Origin of the sequence: Rhodothermus bifroesti (assembly GCF_017908595.1) — a bacterium.
GTDB lineage: Bacteria > Bacteroidota > Rhodothermia > Rhodothermales > Rhodothermaceae > Rhodothermus > Rhodothermus bifroesti.
The window spans coordinates 827,846-847,016 of sequence record NZ_JAGKTL010000001.1 but is presented as its reverse complement, the minus strand read 5'-3'; the positions used below and the strand labels follow the sequence as shown (position 1 = coordinate 847,016).

General features: G+C 55.0%; 15 protein-coding genes. 8 read left to right on the top strand and 7 right to left on the bottom strand.

From position 1 onward, the window contains the following. The first annotated feature begins 19 nt into the window (after positions 1–19). From J8E65_RS03610 to J8E65_RS03585, 6 genes are all read left to right on the top strand, one after another. Complete coding sequence (locus J8E65_RS03610) at positions 20–976, top strand: ParB/RepB/Spo0J family partition protein (RefSeq protein WP_210373985.1); 957 nt, start codon at positions 20–22, stop codon at positions 974–976. Continuing rightward, positions 973–1,494 (top strand): DUF5683 domain-containing protein, encoded by a 522-nt coding sequence (locus J8E65_RS03605; RefSeq protein WP_210373984.1) that lies wholly within the window; start codon positions 973–975, stop codon positions 1,492–1,494. The genes J8E65_RS03610 and J8E65_RS03605 overlap by 4 nt, the downstream gene beginning before the upstream one ends. A gap of 71 nt (positions 1,495–1,565) precedes the next feature. Next, the gene (locus J8E65_RS03600; protein ID WP_210373983.1) at positions 1,566–2,699 is read left to right on the top strand and encodes a glycosyltransferase family protein; all 1,134 of its coding nucleotides are present in this window, start codon (positions 1,566–1,568) and stop codon (positions 2,697–2,699) included. Between the two features lie 120 nt (positions 2,700–2,819). Beyond that, positions 2,820–4,091, top strand: a complete 1,272-nt coding sequence (locus J8E65_RS03595) for an aminotransferase class I/II-fold pyridoxal phosphate-dependent enzyme (RefSeq protein WP_210374073.1) — start codon at positions 2,820–2,822, stop codon at positions 4,089–4,091. Positions 4,092–4,095: 4 nt separating this feature from the next. After that, complete coding sequence (locus tag J8E65_RS03590; RefSeq protein ID WP_210373982.1) at positions 4,096–5,265, top strand: hypothetical protein; 1,170 nt, start codon at positions 4,096–4,098, stop codon at positions 5,263–5,265. After that, positions 5,240–5,977: an HAD family hydrolase gene (locus J8E65_RS03585; RefSeq protein WP_210373981.1), complete on the top strand. Its 738-nt coding sequence runs from the start codon at positions 5,240–5,242 to the stop codon at positions 5,975–5,977. The genes J8E65_RS03590 and J8E65_RS03585 overlap by 26 nt, the downstream gene beginning before the upstream one ends. Here J8E65_RS03585 and J8E65_RS03580 read toward each other — a convergent pair. Continuing rightward, positions 5,942–6,322 (bottom strand): hypothetical protein, encoded by a 381-nt coding sequence (locus J8E65_RS03580; protein WP_210373980.1) that lies wholly within the window; start codon positions 6,320–6,322, stop codon positions 5,942–5,944. The genes J8E65_RS03585 and J8E65_RS03580 overlap by 36 nt on opposite strands. A 239-nt stretch (positions 6,323–6,561) precedes the next feature. Between J8E65_RS03580 and J8E65_RS03575 the strand changes: the two genes are divergently transcribed. Further along, entirely contained in the window at positions 6,562–6,996 is a 435-nt protein-coding gene (locus J8E65_RS03575) for a response regulator transcription factor (RefSeq protein ID WP_210373979.1), read from the top strand. A gap of 12 nt (positions 6,997–7,008) precedes the next feature. Here the strand turns inward: J8E65_RS03575 and J8E65_RS03570 are convergent, their stop codons facing one another. The 6 genes from J8E65_RS03570 to J8E65_RS03545 form a co-directional block, all read right to left on the bottom strand. After that, entirely contained in the window at positions 7,009–7,284 is a 276-nt protein-coding gene (locus J8E65_RS03570) for a DUF493 domain-containing protein (RefSeq protein ID WP_210373978.1), read from the bottom strand. Between the two features lie 78 nt (positions 7,285–7,362). After that, positions 7,363–8,616, bottom strand: a complete 1,254-nt coding sequence (locus J8E65_RS03565; RefSeq protein WP_341481737.1) for an AGE family epimerase/isomerase — start codon at positions 8,614–8,616, stop codon at positions 7,363–7,365. Further along, a complete protein-coding gene (locus tag J8E65_RS03560; RefSeq protein ID WP_210373977.1) occupies positions 8,598–9,803 on the bottom strand; it encodes a glycoside hydrolase family 130 protein in 1,206 nt (401 codons plus the stop codon). The genes J8E65_RS03565 and J8E65_RS03560 overlap by 19 nt, the downstream gene beginning before the upstream one ends. Positions 9,804–9,826: 23 nt before the next feature. Further along, entirely contained in the window at positions 9,827–11,698 is a 1,872-nt protein-coding gene (locus J8E65_RS03555; RefSeq protein ID WP_210373976.1) for a sodium:solute symporter family protein, read from the bottom strand. Between the two features lie 125 nt (positions 11,699–11,823). Continuing rightward, positions 11,824–14,484 carry a T9SS type A sorting domain-containing protein gene (locus J8E65_RS03550; RefSeq protein ID WP_210373975.1) on the bottom strand — a complete coding sequence of 887 codons (2,661 nt, stop codon included), beginning with the start codon at positions 14,482–14,484 and terminating at the stop codon, positions 11,824–11,826. A gap of 40 nt (positions 14,485–14,524) precedes the next feature. Continuing rightward, on the bottom strand, positions 14,525–17,545 hold the full coding sequence (locus J8E65_RS03545; RefSeq protein ID WP_210373974.1) for a TonB-dependent receptor: 3,021 nt from the start codon (positions 17,543–17,545) through the stop codon (positions 14,525–14,527). A 285-nt stretch (positions 17,546–17,830) separates the two neighbouring features. On the opposite strand from J8E65_RS03545, the gene J8E65_RS03540 reads away from it, so the two are divergent. Then, the gene (locus J8E65_RS03540) at positions 17,831–19,081 is read left to right on the top strand and encodes an ROK family transcriptional regulator (protein WP_210373973.1); all 1,251 of its coding nucleotides are present in this window, start codon (positions 17,831–17,833) and stop codon (positions 19,079–19,081) included. Positions 19,082–19,171: the final 90 nt, after the last annotated feature.

Genomic DNA, 19,171 nt, shown 5'->3' with positions numbered 1-19,171 from the left:
GCCAAAGCTCCAACAATCAATGGCAACACGTAAGGCAGCCTTAGGGCGTGGGTTAAATGCGCTGCTTCCGCCTCCGGCGCGAGAGGAAACGGCAACCGATGAACTTGCGGGTGTAGAAACGCCTAAAAGCCGACTTTATCACTTTGAGGAACGGCTACGGCTTTTAGGTCGCGTAGCTGAGATTGACATCGACCACATTCGCCCCAATCCATACCAGCCCCGCAAAGATTTCGACGAGCAAGCCCTAGAGGAACTAGCGCAGTCGATTGCTCAGTTGGGCATTATTCAGCCGATTACTGTTCGCGCTTTGGGCAATAATCAGTTCGAAGTGATTTCAGGGGAACGGCGTTTGCGGGCAGCGCGCCGCGCGGGTCTAAAGCGCATCCCGGCCTACATTCGTGAGGCCGGTAGTGAAGAAATGTTGGAAATGGCGCTGGTTGAAAACGTCCAGCGCGAAGAGCTCAACCCCATTGAAGTAGCTTTGGGCTACCAGCGCCTTATGGAAGAATGCGGGCTGACGCAAGAGCAAGTGGCCGAGAAAGTAGGTAAAAACCGCGCTACGGTTGCTAACTTTTTACGTTTACTCAAGCTGCCCCCCCGCATTCAGGCCAGTTTACGCGACGGCACGATCACGGCTGGGCATGCCCGTGCTCTAATTGGACTGCCCGAAACGGTCCAACTGCGCCTACTCCAGGAAATCGAAGCCAAGCAGCTGTCTGTCCGTGAGGTTGAAGACCGCGTGCGTGCCTGGCACCGTGCACAAGAGAAACGGGAAGCAACGAAAGGCGCCTCAAGCGCTGAACCCGGTGATGCAGAAACCCTCCAGCTGCGCGCTTACGAAGACCAGTTGCGACGGCGCTTGGGCACGCGCGTACATATCCGCCACCGTACCAGTAGCCGAAGCGGTCGCATCGAAATTGTGTATTTTTCTGACGAAGAGCTCGAGCGTCTACTGGCGCTTCTACTGGGCGAATGAAGGTGCTCATGCTGGTATTGCTCACCCTCCCTGCAGGCAGGCAGCCCTCACCGCCGGATTCGGTGCACACCCCACAGGCGGCCCTGTGGCGGGCACTTGTATTGCCTGGATGGGGACAAGTCTATAACCGGCAGTACTGGAAAGTCCCTTTTGTCTACGCTGGGCTGGCCGGGTTTGCAACATTAGCCCATTTGCTCAACGAGCGCTATCTGCTCTACCGCCATGCCTACTTGTATGCCATTGCACCGCAGCAGTATCCCCAGTACCGAGAAGAAGCCGAGCGTTTCCGCTTTGTCATCGAAGCCGGTCGCGCCGACTTGTTGCGGCACTACCGTGACCGCTATCGCCGAAACCGGGATCTTTCGTACATTGCCATTGGCTTATGGTATGGCCTAAGCGTCTTGGATGCCTATGTCCACGCTCACTTGTACACGTTTGATGTAAGCGACCGCCTGAGCCTTACGCTCCACCCCTTGCCTTTTGGGGGCGCACAGGCACGCCTGCGCTTGCAATTTTAGCAAGGCGTTTCCTTTTCTGGCTAATTTTTACGATCTTTAGCGCAGTTTGCCCTACCACCAAGTCCGCATTTATGGCACGGATCGTTTATGCGCTAAGTGGACAAGGACGTGGCCATGCTTCGCGTGTACTGGCCATCGCGCGAGAGCTTCGGCAACGCGGCCATGAATTGCTCTTCTGCGGCGGTGGTACAGCATGCGACGTGCTGCAAGCCAGCGGCGAAACGGTCCTGCCTGTTCCTTCCTTACGCCAGGTATTGCATGGCAACCGCATGCAACTCCTAGCCACACTGCGTGCCAATGCTACTACTCTACGTAAGCTACGGACCCTGCTAGATGAGCTGACCGAAAAGCTGTCCGCCTTTCGACCGCATTTGCTTATTACCGATTTTGAAGCTCTCACGCCCCGAGCAGCTGAGCGTCTTGGGGTGCCTGTGCTTTCCTTCAATCATCAACAGATTGTTACAGAAACGCGTTACCCGCTTCCTTTACGCTACTGGCTAGATGCGGCGCTAGCTTGCCTAGCTATCCGCCTGATTGCACCTAAACGACCGCTACATGTGCTGCTGACCTCCTTTTTCTTTCCTCCACTGCGCCGGCCCGAACGCACCACATTGATCCCTCCCATCATCCGCTCTGAAATACAACAGCTTAGGCCCGTCTCTGGAGAAGCCATTCTAGTTTACGTCAATCAGCCCGAAGGCGTTGGTCATCTACCGCAGGTGCTCGCACAACTAGCTGTACCGTTTATCCTTTATAACCTGCCACCCCCAGAAGATGCCGCACGCTATCCGAACCTAATCTTTAAAAAACCCTCGCTTGATGAATTTCTTCACGACCTAGCCTGCGCTCAAGCGGTAGTGTGCACCGCCGGGTTTACGCTCATCAGTGAAGCACTTTATCTGGGCAAGCCACTTTTGGTCATGCCGAATCGGGGTATCTTTGAACAAACCTTGAATGCTTTGTTTCTTGAGCGTGACGGAATGGGCATGGCTGTCTACGACCGCTTGCTGCGCCCTGAAGACGTCCGTCGCTTTTTAGAGAACCTTCCTTATTACCGCTCCCGGTTATGGGCTTACCCCAAGCGACCAGGGAACGAAGCTGCGCTAGCATGCATCGAGCAGCTGCTGCTGCGTCTGGAAAGGCGTGCTTACCGGGGCAAGCGTGTGCAAACCCTACATGAAAATATCCTACGATTTTCGGTTTGAGCAAAATGCAACCTCTACGCCATAGATCCTTCTTAAACACGCTGCGTTGTAGCGTCGATTTTACAAGATGCGCTTTTGGCAAGCGGCATCACCTGTTTTTCCATGAATCAACGCTGGGAGATTCCCATGTCTGACACCGTTCACAATCCACAGGACCGGCTGGCCGTCCCGCAGGTGTCTACCGCAGAGCCCAGCCTGTTTGTCAAATGCCATCGGTTTTTTGATCCAACGGGAGATTATGCGCGTGTCCGTGCTGCAGGGTTATATCCCTACTTTCGACCTATTGAGCGCAACGAAGGTACACGGGCAATCATTAACGGCCGTGAGGTCATCATGGCCGGGTCGAACAATTACTTAGGCCTCACTTCAGACCCTCGGGTCAAGGAGGCAGCCATCGAAGCCATTCGCAAGTATGGGACTGGCTGCACCGGTAGCCGCTTTCTCAATGGCACACTCGATCTGCATCTGGAGCTTGAAGCCCGCTTGGCCCGCTTTATGGGACGCGAGGCCTGCATTTTGTTTTCCACGGGCTACATGACGAACATGGGCGTCATCCAAGCCCTCACGTCCAAAAACGATATCATCTTTTCAGATAAAGACAACCATGCAAGCATTGTGGCCGGCACGCAAGTCAGCCTGGCTACCACGGTACGTTACCGGCATAACGACCTTAACCACCTGCGCCGTCTGCTGGAACGGGCACAACTTGAGCACCCAGAGGCTGGGAAGCTCATCGTAACCGACGGGGTGTTTTCGATGAGCGGGGTCATTGCCCGCGTGCCCGAACTCGTAGAACTTGCCGAAGAATTCGGTGCCGCCCTAATGCTCGACGACGCACACGCCGTAGGCGTGATTGGTCCTGGCGGGCGCGGATCAGCGGCTTACTTTGGCCTGGAGCACAAAGCGCACCTAACGGTCGGGACTTTTTCCAAAAGCTTTGCCTCTCTAGGAGGTTTTTGCGTAGGCGACCGCGACGTGATCGAATACATTCGCCATACCAGCTCAGCGCATATCTTCTCGGCCTCCATGCCGCCAGCTAACGTAGCTACGGTACTCAAGTGCCTAGACATTCTTGAAAGCGAGCCTGAGCGCTTAGAACGCCTCTGGAAAATCTCCGACTACATGCGCGAAGGATTCCGCAGCGCAGGTTTCAACGTCTGGAACAGCCAAACGCCTATTATCCCGGTTGTGATCGGCGACATGATGACCTGTTTCCGGTTCTGGCGCGACCTGCTCGAAGAAGGCGTTTTTGTCAACGCCGTGGTACCCCCGGCTGTACCGCAAGGCCAAGCGCTGATGCGCACTTCGTTCATGGCTACCCATACCGACGAGGAACTCGATTATATTCTAGAAGCCTTCTATCGGGTAGGTAAGCGCCACGGCGTCATTTGAGTTTATGGAAGCTGCCACCGTTTCGGTACATACGCCGGCTGCAAAGACGGTACGCGTCGTCCCAGTCGCACACTTTTGGCAACTGCGGCGCTTTATTGGCTTTCCCTATCGGCTGTATCGTAACCACCCCTACTGGGTCCCGCCGCTACGGCGGGACGTAGCGGAAACGCTCAATCCGAAAAAAAATCCGTTTTTTGAGCATGGCACGATGCAGCCTTTTCTGGCGCTGGATGCGCAAGGCCGCGTGCTAGGCCGCATTGCGGCTATCGTCAACGGCATGCACTTAAAAAAGTACAACGATGGCGTTGGATTTTTTGGTTTTTTTGAGTGTGTGCCGGACTTTACCGTCGCACAGGCCCTCTTCGATGCAGCAGCCGAATGGCTACGCCACCAAGGCCTTAGGTACATGCGCGGCCCCACCAATCCTTCGCTTAACGACGTTGCCGGCCTCCTCGTCGATGGGTTTGACCGCGCCCCTTCGATTCTCATGCCCTACAACCCACCCTACTACGCTACCTTTCTCGAACAGGCAGGCTTTAGGCGCGTCATGACCATGTGGGCCTACTACGTCCACAAAAAATACCTAAAAACCGAAAAGTTGGAACGGGGAGTCGCGTTGGTTCGCCGCCGCAACCCGACCATTACGCTACGCACGTTGGACCTGAGCCGCTACGAGGAAGAGGCCCGTATTGTGCTGGACATTTACAATGAAGCTTGGTCGGATAATTGGGGTCACGTGCCTATGACAGAAAATGAATTTCGGCACCTGGCCCGAGCCATGCGGCAAGTAATCGATCCAGAGCTTGTGTTTATCTTGGAAGATGCCGGTCGTCCCATCGCTTTCTCACTCATCATCCCTAACCTCAACCAGGCGCTTCGCCACGTGCGCAATGGCAGACTGTTCCCATTTGGTCTAATCAAACTGCTGCTGGCCATGCAGCTGGGTGTGGTTTACGAAACCCGCATGCCGCTGATGGGTATTCGCAAGGCCTATCACGGCCGAGGTTTAGATGCGCTTCTGGTTTTAGAAACCATCCAACGCGGCAAGCTACGCGGCTATGAAGCCTGTGAAATGAGCTGGGTGCTTGATACCAATAAAGTCCTGCTTAACGCCTTAGAGCATCTGGGTGCTGTGGTCGACAAAGCCTATGCGCTCTACGAAAGGCCCCTCTAAGCCTATTCGCTTCATTTATTTTGACCTAGACGATACGCTGCTCGATCACCGCGCAGCCGAACGGGCTGCCTTGGCAGATCTCAAAACCCTCCTGCCCCACGTCTTTGCGCACGTCGCTATAGACGAGCTGCAGGCCACCTACCATGCGATCAACACAGCCCTATGGCAACAGTACCAGCAAGGCGCAATCGATCGCGCTACACTCCTGCATAGCCGCTTTGCTCAGCTCATCGAAGCCCTACAGCTTGTCGACGTAACACCTGAACAATTGAACACCATTTACTTGGCGCATTACCCTCGACACTGGCGCTGGACTCAGGGAGCTCAAAAGGCGTTTCTTACCATAGCGCAGCACTTTCCGGTAGGCCTGCTGACCAACGGTTTTGCCCCCATTCAGCGGGCCAAGTTAGCTCACTTCCCCGAGCTGAGCCGCCATGCCCGCTGTGTGATTATTAGTGAAGAAGTGGGGGTGGCCAAGCCCCATCCCGAACTATTTAACCATGCCGCAGCTGCTGCAGGCCTTCCTCCTGAGGCACTGCTCTACGTGGGCGACTCCTGGCACAGCGACGTGCAAGGTGCATACCACGCTGGTTGGCAGGTGGCCTGGTACCACCCGTCGGAACCCACTGCTGCTGCAGCTGCAGGCGTCTTTGCTTTTGCGCATTGGCCCAAGCTTTTACGCTGGCTCGGTCTGCATAGGGGTAGCCGTTAGCACCGAAGGCCGCTCGATGCGGCCCATGGGCAAACGCTCGGCCATACCAGCCATTCCTGCCCGCCATAACCGCTCGACCAACTCCTGCACTTCGTGAATTTGATCCTGTAATCCTTCCAGCCGAACTTGAAGATGGGCCGCGTTACGCAGTAGATCGGGTCGCCCTCCTGCCTGCACGTGCTGCAGCAACTGCCATCCATCTGCATACGCCCGTTCCAACTCTCGCGCCAGCGCGGTAAGTTCCTGGGCCAGTCGTTCTAGCATGCGCAGGGCTTCTCTGTCCGCTGCGCCATCCGACACCGTCGAAGCCCACTGCAATGTCCGCTCTTGGAAGGGATCTGCCATGGCGCCAAGAATCTAAACCATGTGCTATAGTCTTCGACGGCAATCGGCGCCATCGGATCCCAAAGCTACTCAAAAAAATTGTAACCCTTGGACATTGCGCCATTTCTACCACGGATAAACAATTCTATGCGTCAAAACTACCCTCTGATTCATTGAGCCAACAGGCATCTTTATACTTAGAAAGTACGGTTTCATCGACTACCTCACCCTCTAGCGTGCGGTTGTTTTTGTAGGCCTTTATGTCTGTCCCCCAAGTTGCCAATGGCCAGCGTTGGCTTATGCTTCTACTGGATGCCGACGCGGCCTTGCATCCGTTTATCCAGGCTGCTTTACGACGGGCACCCTACGCAGCGCTGCGCCAACTGGAATGCCATGCCACCACCTCTGTTCAAGAAGCCCAACAGCTTCTGTCCCAGTATCGCTATCAGCTTGCGCTTATTTCCTTGGAATCGGTAGGACACCCTACTTTGCCCCTTCTGGAGAATGCAGTGCTGACGCGTCAGTTAGTACGCGAGGCAACCTCAGACCCTCCTCTTATTGTTGCCATGACCTCCGTAGGAAGCCAGGCCGAGCGCGCACAAATTCTGGAACTAGGCTTTTCGGGCTACCTGTGTAAACCGTTTACGCTGGGGACGCTTTTTGAATCGTTGGCTGCTGCACTTGACCTGGCCTAACCGCAAGAGGTCCTACAAGGCAATGATTCCAGGCACACGGGCGGCTGCTTTGTAGATAGCGATAATCTCGTCGCTCGACTGGACCTCCATGCGCGCGGTCAGGCTCACGTAGTTTCCTTTACGCGACTCTCGGATGGTAACCGGGTAGTGGCCGAACACGGCACGTAAGGCTTCGCGCTCCGTTGAAGGGGCAATGAACTTGAAAAGATATTCCGCGGGCCAGTCGTTTTGATCATCCAGCAATGCTTGAAATCGATCCCACCAGGCGTTTTGAGATAAACTTCCCATTTTGCTATGCACGTCAAGTCCTTTAAAACTGCTCTCTGCATTGCATAGCAAAGAGTACGCCGTTTTGGAGGGTTTCGTTCACACGGCTGTTTCGATATGCAGGAGGGTTTTCAATCGGCGCAGGCCTTCCAAGCAGGCCCGGGCGTTGTGGTAAGGGCATTTCCAAAAATCCACCTTGTCGTCGGCATAAGGCGTGCCGTCGGCGCGCACGCGGGCAAACCATTCGCCGCCTTGGCGATCGCATTGGACTTGGCGGATGTAGCGCCAGAGGCGCACAGCAGCCTCAAAAAAAGTGGGGTCGCAGCTTTCCTGAAAGGCATTTAAAAAGCCTACGAAGGCTTCTGCTTGCGGCCACCAGTGGCGGTCGGTATTGAGCTCTCCTGCTTCATTGATTTCGTAATAGAGGCTGCCGTCAGCTGCTACACCTTCGGCCAGCGTCGCTCGGGCCAGATGTAGCGCAACGTTCCGCACCCGTGCACGCAATGCGGCATCGCCCAGCACGTCGGCTGCCTCCAGCAGTAGCCAGCTGGCTTCGATGTCGTGTCCAAAGGAAATGGCGCGTGAGCGAGGCTGCCAGCGTTCGTCAAAAAACAGTCCCAGGTGGCCTGTAGCAGGATGATACATGGACTGTAGAAAACGTTCCACTAAGGCCCGAAGCTGCTGGGCTAGGTGGGCGTCTGGCCACACGCGGTAGAGGTTGGTATAGGCTTCAAGTACATGCAAATGGGTATTCATGCTGCGAGGCTCAGGAGCGTCTTTATCGCTTAGGCGCACATCGCTCAGCGGTTGCCAACTTTGGTCACAGGCCTCGATATAGCTCCCAGGGGTGCCATCAGCACAATACCTCTCCAAAAGTTGGTAGAGCGTTTGTGCCAGCAGGCAGGCTTCCGCCTCGCCACTTGCTCGGCACCATTCACTCAGGCCGTAAATCGCAAATGCCTGTGCGTAGACGTGCTTGCGCGTATCTAAAGGCTGCCCATTGGCAGCAACGAGCCAGTAGACGCCTCCCTGTACAGGATCCATAAAATATTCCCGGATATAGGCATAGGCTCGCTCAGCCAATGCCCGATAGCAGGGCTGGTGCAGTTGCCGGTAGGCTGCGGCAAAAGTCCACAAAATACGGGCGTTCAAGATCGCACCTCGCGGCGCTTCGGGATCGGGACTGCCGTCCGGTCCTACGCGCCCAACAAATCCCCCGTATTTTGGATCGGGCGTGCGCGCTGTCCAAAACGGCAGAATGTTGCCCGTAAGCTCCTGCTGCACTTCTTGGTAGAGCCATGCTACCTGAGCACGATCAATCGTAGGTGTTCGATTCACTTTTGGGACATCCACTGCAGGTTTCGGCGGATCAGGTTGAGACGTTGCTGGAGGCAGGCAGCTGAGCGCTCGCCATCGGGCGGAGTGTGCATGACATAATCCAGCAGCCGGTCGAGCGTCGAGGTCGCCACATGGCAGCGGGTGTCTGATGAAGCGTAGTAGATCAGCACACGCCCGTCGTCGTCCAGAATCCAACCATTACAAAACAGCACGTTCGACACGTCGCCAACGCGCTCTTCGCCTTCAGGCGCCATGAAATATCCTCCAGGAGCATAAATGACGCGCCAGGGTTCGTCTAAAGCGGTCATAAATAGATACAAAACGTAGCGTAGGCCAGCCGCCGTATGCCGAACGCCATGTGCCAGGTGCAGCCAGCCGTAAGGGGTTTTGATCGGGGGTGGACCTAGACCATTTTTGGCTTCCTTAATGGTGTGGTAACGGCGTGGATCAATAATGCGCTCTTCGTGGATGACCGGATGCGTGATGTCCTCACAAAGTCCCCAGCCGATACCTCCTCCCGAGCCTGCCTCGATAAAATCATCTTGCGGCCGTGTATAGAAAGCATACTTGCCTTGGACAAATTCCGGATGAAGCACGCAGTTGCGCTGCTGCGGCGAGGGGGTCTTTAAATCAGGTAACCGTTCCCAAGTTTTTAAGTCTTTGGTTCGGGCAATGCCGCATTGTGCTACGGCCGCTGTGGTATTTGTTGGAGGCGCCGAGGGGTCTTTGCGTTCCGTGCAAAAAACCCCATAGATCCAGCCGTCTTCATGCGCTGTCAGCCGCATGTCGTAGACGTTCACGTCAGGATTTTCCGTTTCGGGAAGCGCGATCGGCTCATCCCAGAAGCGAAAGTTGTCGATGCCATTAGGGCTTTCGGCCACAGCGAAGAAGGACTTGCGGTCTACACCTTCCACCCGAGCCACCAGCAGGTAGCGACTGCCCAATTTGATCGCTCCTGGATTGAACACTGCGTTAATTCCCATACGCTCCATCAAGTATGGGTTTGTCTCCGGATTGAAGTCATAGCGCCAGAAAAGTGGCGTATGGGCAGCCGTAAGCACGGGGTAGCGGTAACGGGTTACAATCCCGTTGTCTTCGGGTAAAGGCTCGTTGGGCCGTGTAATTAGCGCTTCGTAAGCCGCCTGTAACCGTCGCAGGCGCAGTTCAAAGTGGGTTGTCAGCCGTACCGGTTGGACTTCCATTTTGCTGTGTTGATGGTGTTTTTTTACGAAGCAATGCGCTCGGAAGTAGCCACCTGGGGGTAATAAGCAAGGTCGCGCGGCCAGTCTTCCATGCGATCGTACCAGTTGTACTTTAAAAAGAGGGAGCAGGCGACGATCAGACCGGCGCAGACGAGCAACTCGGTGGTGCGTTCGAGCACCAGGTAGATGCCTGCTGCCGTCAGCGCTGTTTGCCAGACAATACCTACGGCGACGTTGAGCAGGTCGCGCCGGAAGTTGCGGTTAGCTTCCAATGCAGGGAATTCTGCCGCTAGCTTATCATGAATCGGCTTCCAAAAGCCCCAGGGGCGCACCCTAAGGTAAAAGTTCTTGAGCACCTCCTCGTCGTCGGGCTCGGTAAACAGGCTTCCGGCAATGCAACCAATGAGCGAAGTCCCCAGGATGATTGGGAACGTGTAGATCGTAGCCACAGAGGGCATCAGCGCAGGCACAATCAGTGCAGCTATCATACCGGCCACCATGCCCCAAAAGTAGCCGTAGCTATTAAAGCGCCACCAGTGCCATTTGAGCAGATTCGAGGCTGTATAGCCTCCGTAGAGCGCAGCTACAATCCATTGGATGATGTCGTTGAGCGAGTAGACAAACAAGCCTACGGCGGTACCGATGACCACCACAACGAACGACGTGAGGTAGCTCATCCATACGTAGGTCTTCTCGCTAGCATTGGGGTTGATGTAGCGCTTATAGATGTCGTTGACAATGTAGGCTGGAGCAGCATTCACGGTAGCTGCGTACGTGGACATAAATGCAGCAATCAGTGCTGCAATGAGCAGTCCTGCCAAACCCGCCGGTACAAACTCCCGCAGGGCAAACGGCAGCACAAGCTCAAAGTCAACCGCTGACCCCATGGCGTTGAGTTCGTCAGAGAAAAACACCAGAGCCAGGACGGTCAGACCCGTTACGAGCATGTAGCGCGGAACCAGCAGCACAACGTTAACCAGGCCGCTCATTTTAGCCGCTTCGCGGGGCGTACGGGCCGAAAGCACCCGCTGCATGTCGTAGTTTGGGGCCGGTCCCGCCATAGCCTGAAGGGCCCCTTTGAAGAGCATCATCATGAAAAAGGCCGAGAACAGCTCCCATCCGTCAGCAGCGATCTTCTCTTGTGCTGCTGGCATCAGGCGCGACCAGTCCAGATCCAGGTGCCAGCCAAAAAATGGGCTAAACCAACCTTCCGGTACCACAGCAGCCACCATTTCTGGAGAAATGCGTTGCATGGCGATGATCCCCAAAACAACACAGCCAAGGGTCATGATAAAAAACTGCAGCACCTCGGTAGCCACCACGCTAAACATCCCTCCTTTAACGACATAAATCGTGGTCAGGGCCGTGATGAGTAGTCCATAGAGATGGATGTTGGTTACTGGATCTTCAGAGAGTTTCCAAGGCAAAAACGTGGCAGCAAACTTCCCAATCCCGATAAAGCCATAGGCCAAAAAGCCTATGACGTTGAAAATGGCAAACAACACAACGATGAGGTGGGCCAGCTGTGCTCCGCGCCCGGTTCCAAAGCGAAATGTGATCCATTCTGCACCGGTCATCACCCCTGAGCGCCGCAGCCAAATCGAAAGGTAAACCATTAGAAAGATTTGATTAAAGACGGGCCAGAGCCAGGGAATCCAAATACTTTTGAGGCCATAGACGAACAGCAGATACACCATCCACATGGTCCCACTGATGTCGAACATGCCGGAAGCGTTCGACAGGCTAAGCATGTACCAAGGGATGCGGTTGCCTCCTAAGAAGTAGTTGCGGATGCTGGCTGCAGCATGTTTAGAAATCCAGATGCCCACACCGATCGTAACCAGGCCATAGGCCAAGATAATGAGCAGATCGAGCGTCGAAAGGTGAAGTGTCATGGGTGTGTTCCCTACCCCAAGGCTCCTGAGCAGCTATTTTCAGGTCTTGTAGTTTTACAAAGGATCCGGGAGCAAGGCGGTTGTGCCCTGCTCCCGGATTAGGACAGAAGGTTTTTTTTTCGCAGTTACTTCATCAGCGTCATCGTGCGCACCAATGCGCCTTCGGGCGTCTCCAGTCGGTAGAAGTACAGCCCACTGGCTAGGCCGGTAGGTTCAAACCGTACGGCATGGGCACCCGCAGGTACTTCGCGATCAACCAAACGGGCAACTTCGCGGCCTAGCAAGTCATAGACAACCAAGCGCACCTTGCCTGGTTGCGGCAAAGTATAGCGAATCGTTGTGGCCCGCTGGAAGGGGTTAGGATAGTTCTGCTCCAACGCATAGCCTTCTGGTAGCGTGTTGCGTTCGGTGGCGACCACGCCATAGTAGTAGAGCACAATGACGTAGTCTACAATCAGTCCACCGCTAGCGCTGGCGATGCCGATGGTGTGTGTACCCGAACCCAGTTCGACCGTTTTGGCGCCGCTTTGGATGCTAAAGCGCGGTGATTGCGCCTCAGAAGCCGACGTACCTGTGGCTGGTGGGAATGACAGCGTGGCCACCTCCTGTCCATCGACGATCAACGTGCCTGAAGCCCCTGTTTCTGCCTGGTAAAAGATCCGGGCCAGACCGCTCCGCACGCCCTCTGGCACTTCGATGGTCCAGGTCACGCTGCCGCCAGCCTGCAGCAGCGCTGCCTGAAAGCCTGAGGGGCAGAAGGCTTCAGCATCTTCACACTGCAGCCGGGCCGCAACCAGCTCAACGGCGTCGGCTGGGGTGAGCATCGCCACGGTTTCACCCGTTGCTGCCAGCTTAATCTCAACCGAGGAGAACCACTGCCAGCCCCACGAAGGCGCGATCTCCAAGGTATGCTCGCCGGCTGTTAGCTCCAACGAACCGGCCACCAGATCACTTTGCCGGATTTCTACCCATGCCCACGTATTGGGCTGGAGCTTGAACTTGCATTCCGCATTGCTGCTGGCCGTGGAGCAGAAGAAAAATTCTCCATAGGTATTCGAGTTGCGCAGGCCAACACCGTCAATCCGGATGTGTTGGCCACGCTCCGTTTCGTTCCCTAGGTTGGTCTGCACGCGCAAGATGTATTGGCCATCCTGAGGCGCATTAAACACCCAGCGGACGCGGCCGCTGCCCTCGAAGAAAAAGCTGGTAAAGCCTTGAGGCCGGTAGATTTCGCCGTTTTCAATGACACCTTTCTCGCCTTCAACCACTTGCTGGCCTACCGGCTGCTCAGGTGCACCACCAGCAATGTCTTCAATGGCCTGGATATAGGCATTACGATTCGCCAAGTAATTCTGCTTGGCCTCAGGGAACCAGTTCAAGTCGCCCAGCGGCAGACCGTCGGTGCCAGCCGTCTGCAACTGGCTATGGGTGTAGGAGAAGTCCTCAGGTACAGGCCAGATGTTGAACGTGGGGTCTGGGTCGCGACCGGGGTCCCACACCACCAGTGCCCAAGGCGTGGGTTGGTTATTAATCCACTGACTGATAAACGTCCGCATTTGTTGATACACCGAGGCCACCGTAGGCGCATTGGCTAGCTGAACAGGCAAATTGGTGTTGTTTTGCATCACCATGCCGTCACGAAGCGCAAACCAGCGCGCCGTTGTGTCGCTCACCAATGGCTGCGAGCGCACGCCAAGCTCCTGATGAATTTGCGCCACGGCAGGATCTAGCCACCAGTTGTTGTTGGCCAGCACAATACGCCGGTCTGATTCCAACCCGTAGCGTGCCGGCAGCGGCTGAATGCCAAAAATGCCGATATGCTCACAGCACTGGGTGAAATAACCCGGATCGTTACCAGCGCCTACCCAGCTGTTATAGCGGTCCGTGTACTGTTGTTGGCTTTCACCTTGCCAGAAGGGGTTAATCATCAGGTTGTTGGTCACATAGGCCCGCTTCCAGAGACCGCCTGCGTTGAAGTTCCGGCCAAAGTTCACCAGCGTGTTATGGTTAAACAGGAAGTACTCTACCGGTGCAGCCTCAGACTGGAAGGGGAAAGAAGTCAAATTGAAGAAAGAATTGTTTTCAAAAATAACTGTGTCGGCCCCTGCCTCTAGACGGATAGCACGCCCTTCCCAGATTTGCGAGGGCCCTACCAAGTTTCTGAACAGGCAGTTGGTAATGATAATGTCATTTCCTTCGGCCTTGAAGCCCAAGTGATGCCAGTCGTTGCGGTCGAAGATGACGTAGTCAAAGATAAAGCGGGAATTTTTGGAGTTGATCGTAATGGGTTCGTAGTTGGCCGTTACGCCTGTGTTGTCCTGGCCCATGAGCCACAGGTGACGTAGTTCAAGTCCGCCATTCCCGTCCCCACTGCTTTCAATCATACGCGGGTCTACAGTGCCGTCATCCCGACGAAAGCGTTGGATGATTGCGGGACCGCAGTCCTCATTGCCTGATTGACCGCAAATATTTTCGCCTGCGGCTGCGCCTTCTTCAGCCGTCTGCCCGATAAGGCGCAGGTTAAAGCCGCTGTTGGACAGGTGCTCGGTGATGTAGTAAAAGCCACCACGTTTAAGCTTATAGACGCGGCCTGCGGGGCGGTTGGCATCGTTGGCAACCGTTAGCGTAAGTGCGTTCATGATGGGCTCGCCGGTCTCGCTGGCCCATTCCACGACGCATTCGTTCTGATTGGGGGGACAAACCGTGTAGCTTTGCGCCGTGGCCGGACGTGCTCCGACCCAAAGCGCCAGCAAAACCACGGCCCCCAAGTAGTAGAGACCTCGCATAGTACCCTCGTGGTTTGGTTGGTAAGTTTAGCCCGTTACTTCAAAATCGATAGCGAAAGCCCACATCAACGGTGTAGCCGTAGAGTTCTCGGTAAGAGAGATACTGCCGGCTAAAGTGATAGTCTGGGTTTAGGGTATCTTGGCCAGTGTAGCGTTCGTCTGGACGGTTATTGACGTTGTTCAGGTTGGCGTAGAGTTCAAGGTTGGCACGGATTTTTTGCCGAATCGAAAGGTCGAAGCGGGAATAAGGCCCTACAAAAACGTCGTTCAGGCGCTCGCGGGGGTTGACGTAGTCGGCAATATCACTTTGATAGAGGTAGGAAAGACGCGCTGAAAACCCTTTATAATCGTATCCTAAGGTGACGTTGAGCACGTGTGCTGCTTGCCCTGGCATGCGGCCCGTGCGCGTGGTGTCGATCAGCGAATAGATGTAGCGCGGCGGGCGAGAACCTGGGACATACTCGCGCAACTTACGATAGTAATGGTAGGTTGTCTCTGAAAAACCTCGGGTATAGTTAAAGCTTAGCACCAGCCCTTTAAGCGCCCCAGGTAGGTAGGAAAAGTTCGTTTGCCACTCCAGTTCATAACCCCAGTACTTGGCGGGCTCTTCGTTGTTGATGGTCGTTTGCAGTTGGGGACTAGCGCCAATGAGCCATGCCAGCGGCACGTTGGTACCTTCAGGGACGCCAATGACCGTGGTGTCGCCATTGACATTCCGGAAGAGCTGTGCGGGATATTCGACCTCAATGAGCAGGTCATCTATCCGCTTATAAAAGACTGAAATTCCAAACAAGCCAAAGCGTGATGTGGCAAATTGCAACGAGGCATCGTAGTTCGTAGCGTGGGAAGGCCGCAGTTTAGCGTTTGCAGCCCAGATGAACGAGCGCCAGGTATTAATCGACGTGATAGGCGCATATTGGTAGTAGCTGGGTCTAGAGATAGTCTCCGTGCGGGCTAGCCGCACAGCCATCCAGCTGACCGGACGCACGTCTAGGTGAATCATGGGCAGCCAGAAGATGTTTTCACGCTCCACCCGCAGAGGCTCTAGATCGGCTGGAGGAGCATAGTTGTAGCCCGAAGTGACTTCGCGGAAACGCTGGCCGTTGTAGCGTGAAAAGTCCCGTTCGTAGCGAATGCCTGGAATAAGGGTGATGTAGCGCCCCAGTTTTAACTCGGCCATCACATAAGCTGCTTGGTAGCGCTCGATGCCATCGTAATCGCGCCCCAGCGACTCAATCGTGTTGTTCTGATACTCAGCCTGGCAAGGCGAGGCCTGCAGCGCTCGCGTAAGCTCCTTCAGCAGGTGCTCGTCAGCTACGGGCCCTAGGCCGTAGCGTCCTTCTAAAAACTGCCCCTGACGCCCATAACTACGCTGAATGACAGCTATAGGAAGGCCCGGCACGCCATAGACCGAATCGGCAAGGGCATAGCGCTCCTCCCACGTTGGCCCTAACGTCTGCAGCAAACACCGTTCGACATTGTCGCTAGGATAGCGCAATCCCTGACGGCCGTTTCGCTCGCGGTCAAAGGCACGCTCCAGCCAGCGCAGCTTACCTCCTACTTTGACATACCCCGATACCCACCCCCAATGGAATGGCTTCTGCAGGTTTGCCTGAAGGCCCCATTGGTCTTCGTCCAAACGCTCTTGATCTACCCAAATCGAAGTGAGCTGCATCGTAGAGTCATGCCGCACCAAATGCCAAACGCTGTCTGGCGATAGGCCAAATAGCTCTGCCCGCCCTACACCGAGCGCTGTGCCATCCCGCCAGAACTCCCAAACGTAGTTTTCTGGTGCCCTACGGCGCGAGCGGGTATAAAAAGCTTGGGCATCGTAGCGGAATGCCCCTAAGTTTTGTTCGATACCTAGTCCACTGGTCAAGATGGACGTGCGCGTGTTGTAGTCTTCTACGCTGCCCTGCAGGTTGTCTACCGAAGGGCCATAACGCCGAATAAAAGCATCATCTTTCAGCGCATTGTAGAACAGGTTGCCTAAAAGCCGGCCACCCGCAATGGTATAGTCCAACAGGACACTGCCACCAGTCCGTCCTCGGAAGACCGTTTCTTCGCGCAGATTAAAGCTGTCGAATCGGGGTTCACGCTCGTTGGTTTGGGGATTGATGTCGTCGGCGGTCCAGTTGATGCCCAGCTTATCGGCGCTGCGATTGTAGTGGTCAGCGTTAAACGTAGCAATCACTCCTAGGCGGTCGCCAAAAAAGCGATTGCTGGCTGTGCCCACAAACTTGTAATTGCCCCAATAATTTTGAAGCCCCGCATACCCTCCAGTTGCCAATAGATCAACCATCCAGCCCGAAGGAGCGCTGCGCAACCGCAAGTCGATATTTCCCCCCACCGCATCGGCATCCATGTCGGGCGTAATCGCCTTGCGTACTTCAATGCCGTCGAGGATGTTGGAAGAAATTAGCGAAAGGTCCACCACCCGGTTGCTGGGGTCGGTGTCGGGCAAACGCACGCCGTTGACCGTGACCGTGTTATACTTGGGCAAAAGACCCCGAATGGCCACGTTGGTCGCTTCACCCCCGGAACGCAAAATCACAATGCCTGGAAGGCGACCGATCGACTCGGCAGCATTGTTGTCGGGCAACTCTAGGATGCGGTCACGCGAAACTACATTTTTGACCACAGACGAAGAGAACTGCTCATTAATGGCCGCAAGCTGACCCGCAACCTGCGCCGTAATCACCACCTCCTGCCCCATGATGCCTACCCACACCAACTGCACATTCACTTCAACGGTACGCGCGCCTTCAGCCACCGTTACGGGCACCTCGGCCCGCTCATAGCCCACATACGAAATCACCAAGGTGTACTGACCTGGAGCTACACTGGGAATGAGAAAATTCCCATCCACATCCGTAGCTGCCCCACGCAGCGTGCCTTGGATCACCACATTTGCTCCGGGAAGCGGCTCTCCTGTATCCCGGTCAGTCACCTTTCCCCGCAGCGTTGCCTGCGCATATGCCTCCGTTGCCACAAGCCCGCCTAGACCAAGCAGCAATACCCACCATCCAAACCGAAAGCGATTCCAAAAGATTTTTTTCATAGCATGCCTTCCCGCTTGACCATAGCCTGGCCCTTCGGATGCCAGACCATAAAATATTTTAATCAATTTGTTTTACTAATGTCGATATATACGTAAAATGCCAGATTCCTGCAAGGCATTTCCACTGGTAGGGCTTCCATATTCACAAAATCACAACATTTTTGGCGATCCAAAGCAAGAAATGCAAACCTATATTTTGTTTTTACTTAAGTTTATTTTCGAATCTTTATCGCCCTACCCAGAGTATGGAAAGCGTTGGCTTCCGCGAATAAACCAAACCGCCCTATGCTGCTCGGCACCAACCTAAAACATGCAAAAGCCTACAATTTTCGGATTGTTCTAGAAACCATTCGTCGCTTTGGCCCCATCTCACGGGCCGAGGTTGCCCGTCGTACTGAACTGACCGCGCAGACCATCTCGAACATCACCCGTGAATTGCTAGACTTGGGCTTGATCTATGAAGCCGAGCGACAGCGCGATGGCCGAGGAGCCCCGTCCATTCTACTTACCATCAATCCGGATGGGGCTTATTCGATTGGCTTAGACCTCGACCGAGACCATTTGACTGCTTTACTGGTAGACTTTGCTGGGCAGGTCCGTCAGCGCATTCACCATACGCTCGACGAGGTGCTACCCCCTGAAAAAGCCATGGACTTGCTTGCACACACGGTCTACGAATTGCTTCAGGCAGCCCAGCTTCCCCCAGAGAAAATCTGGGGCATCGGCGTAGGCATTCCGGGACCCTTAGATGTCTCCCCAGATGGACACGTTACAAACGTTGCCAACCCTAAAGCCTTTCCAGGTTGGCATCGCGTACCCGTCGTAGCCATCCTGGAAAAACGGCTGCAACTACCGGTCTTTTTGGAAAACAACGCCACTGCTGCCGCTATCGGTGAACGCTGGTACGGCGCTGGCCAGCACATCGCCACGTTTTTTTATGTCTTTTTCAGCGAAGGCCTTGGCGGTGGCCTGATCATCAACGGCCAACCCTACGACGGCCATACCGGCAATGCAGGCGAACTGGGCTACTGTTACCTACCCCCAGCCTACACCTCTGCGGAAGACCTGGCCATTTTTCAAAAACCGCACTTAGGTATTCTGTTCAACGTACCCCGCCTCTACCGGCGCCTGCGCGAGGCCGGCTACATGGCGCGTTCCCTGGAAGACCTCGACCAACTCTTTCGCGATCAAAATCCCGTCTTGCTCGAATGGCTACAGCTCGGTCTGGAACACCTGGCACCGGTGATCCTGGCTATTGAATACCTGATCGACCCCGAGGCCATCTTTTTTGGCGGCCGCTTACCCCAATCGCTAATTACTTACAGCATTGAATGGCTCGAAAAACGCCTAGCCGAAATGCGTATCGAAGAAAAACCCCCCGCACGCCTCCTCCCTAGCACCGCCGGCATTGACGCTGCTGCCTTAGGACTGGCTACGCTACCCATGTATGTCCACCTGGCACCAGCACCCCACGTACTCCTTAAAACCAACGGCGAACCCAATACCACGCGCCGCACTACAGGCACCGTCTACTAAGCCCAACACAACGTGAAGCTTGCATAAAGATTTTTATGCCTGAAACCTTGTAGCTTACTACAAGGCGTTTTATATGCTACCACAACCTAA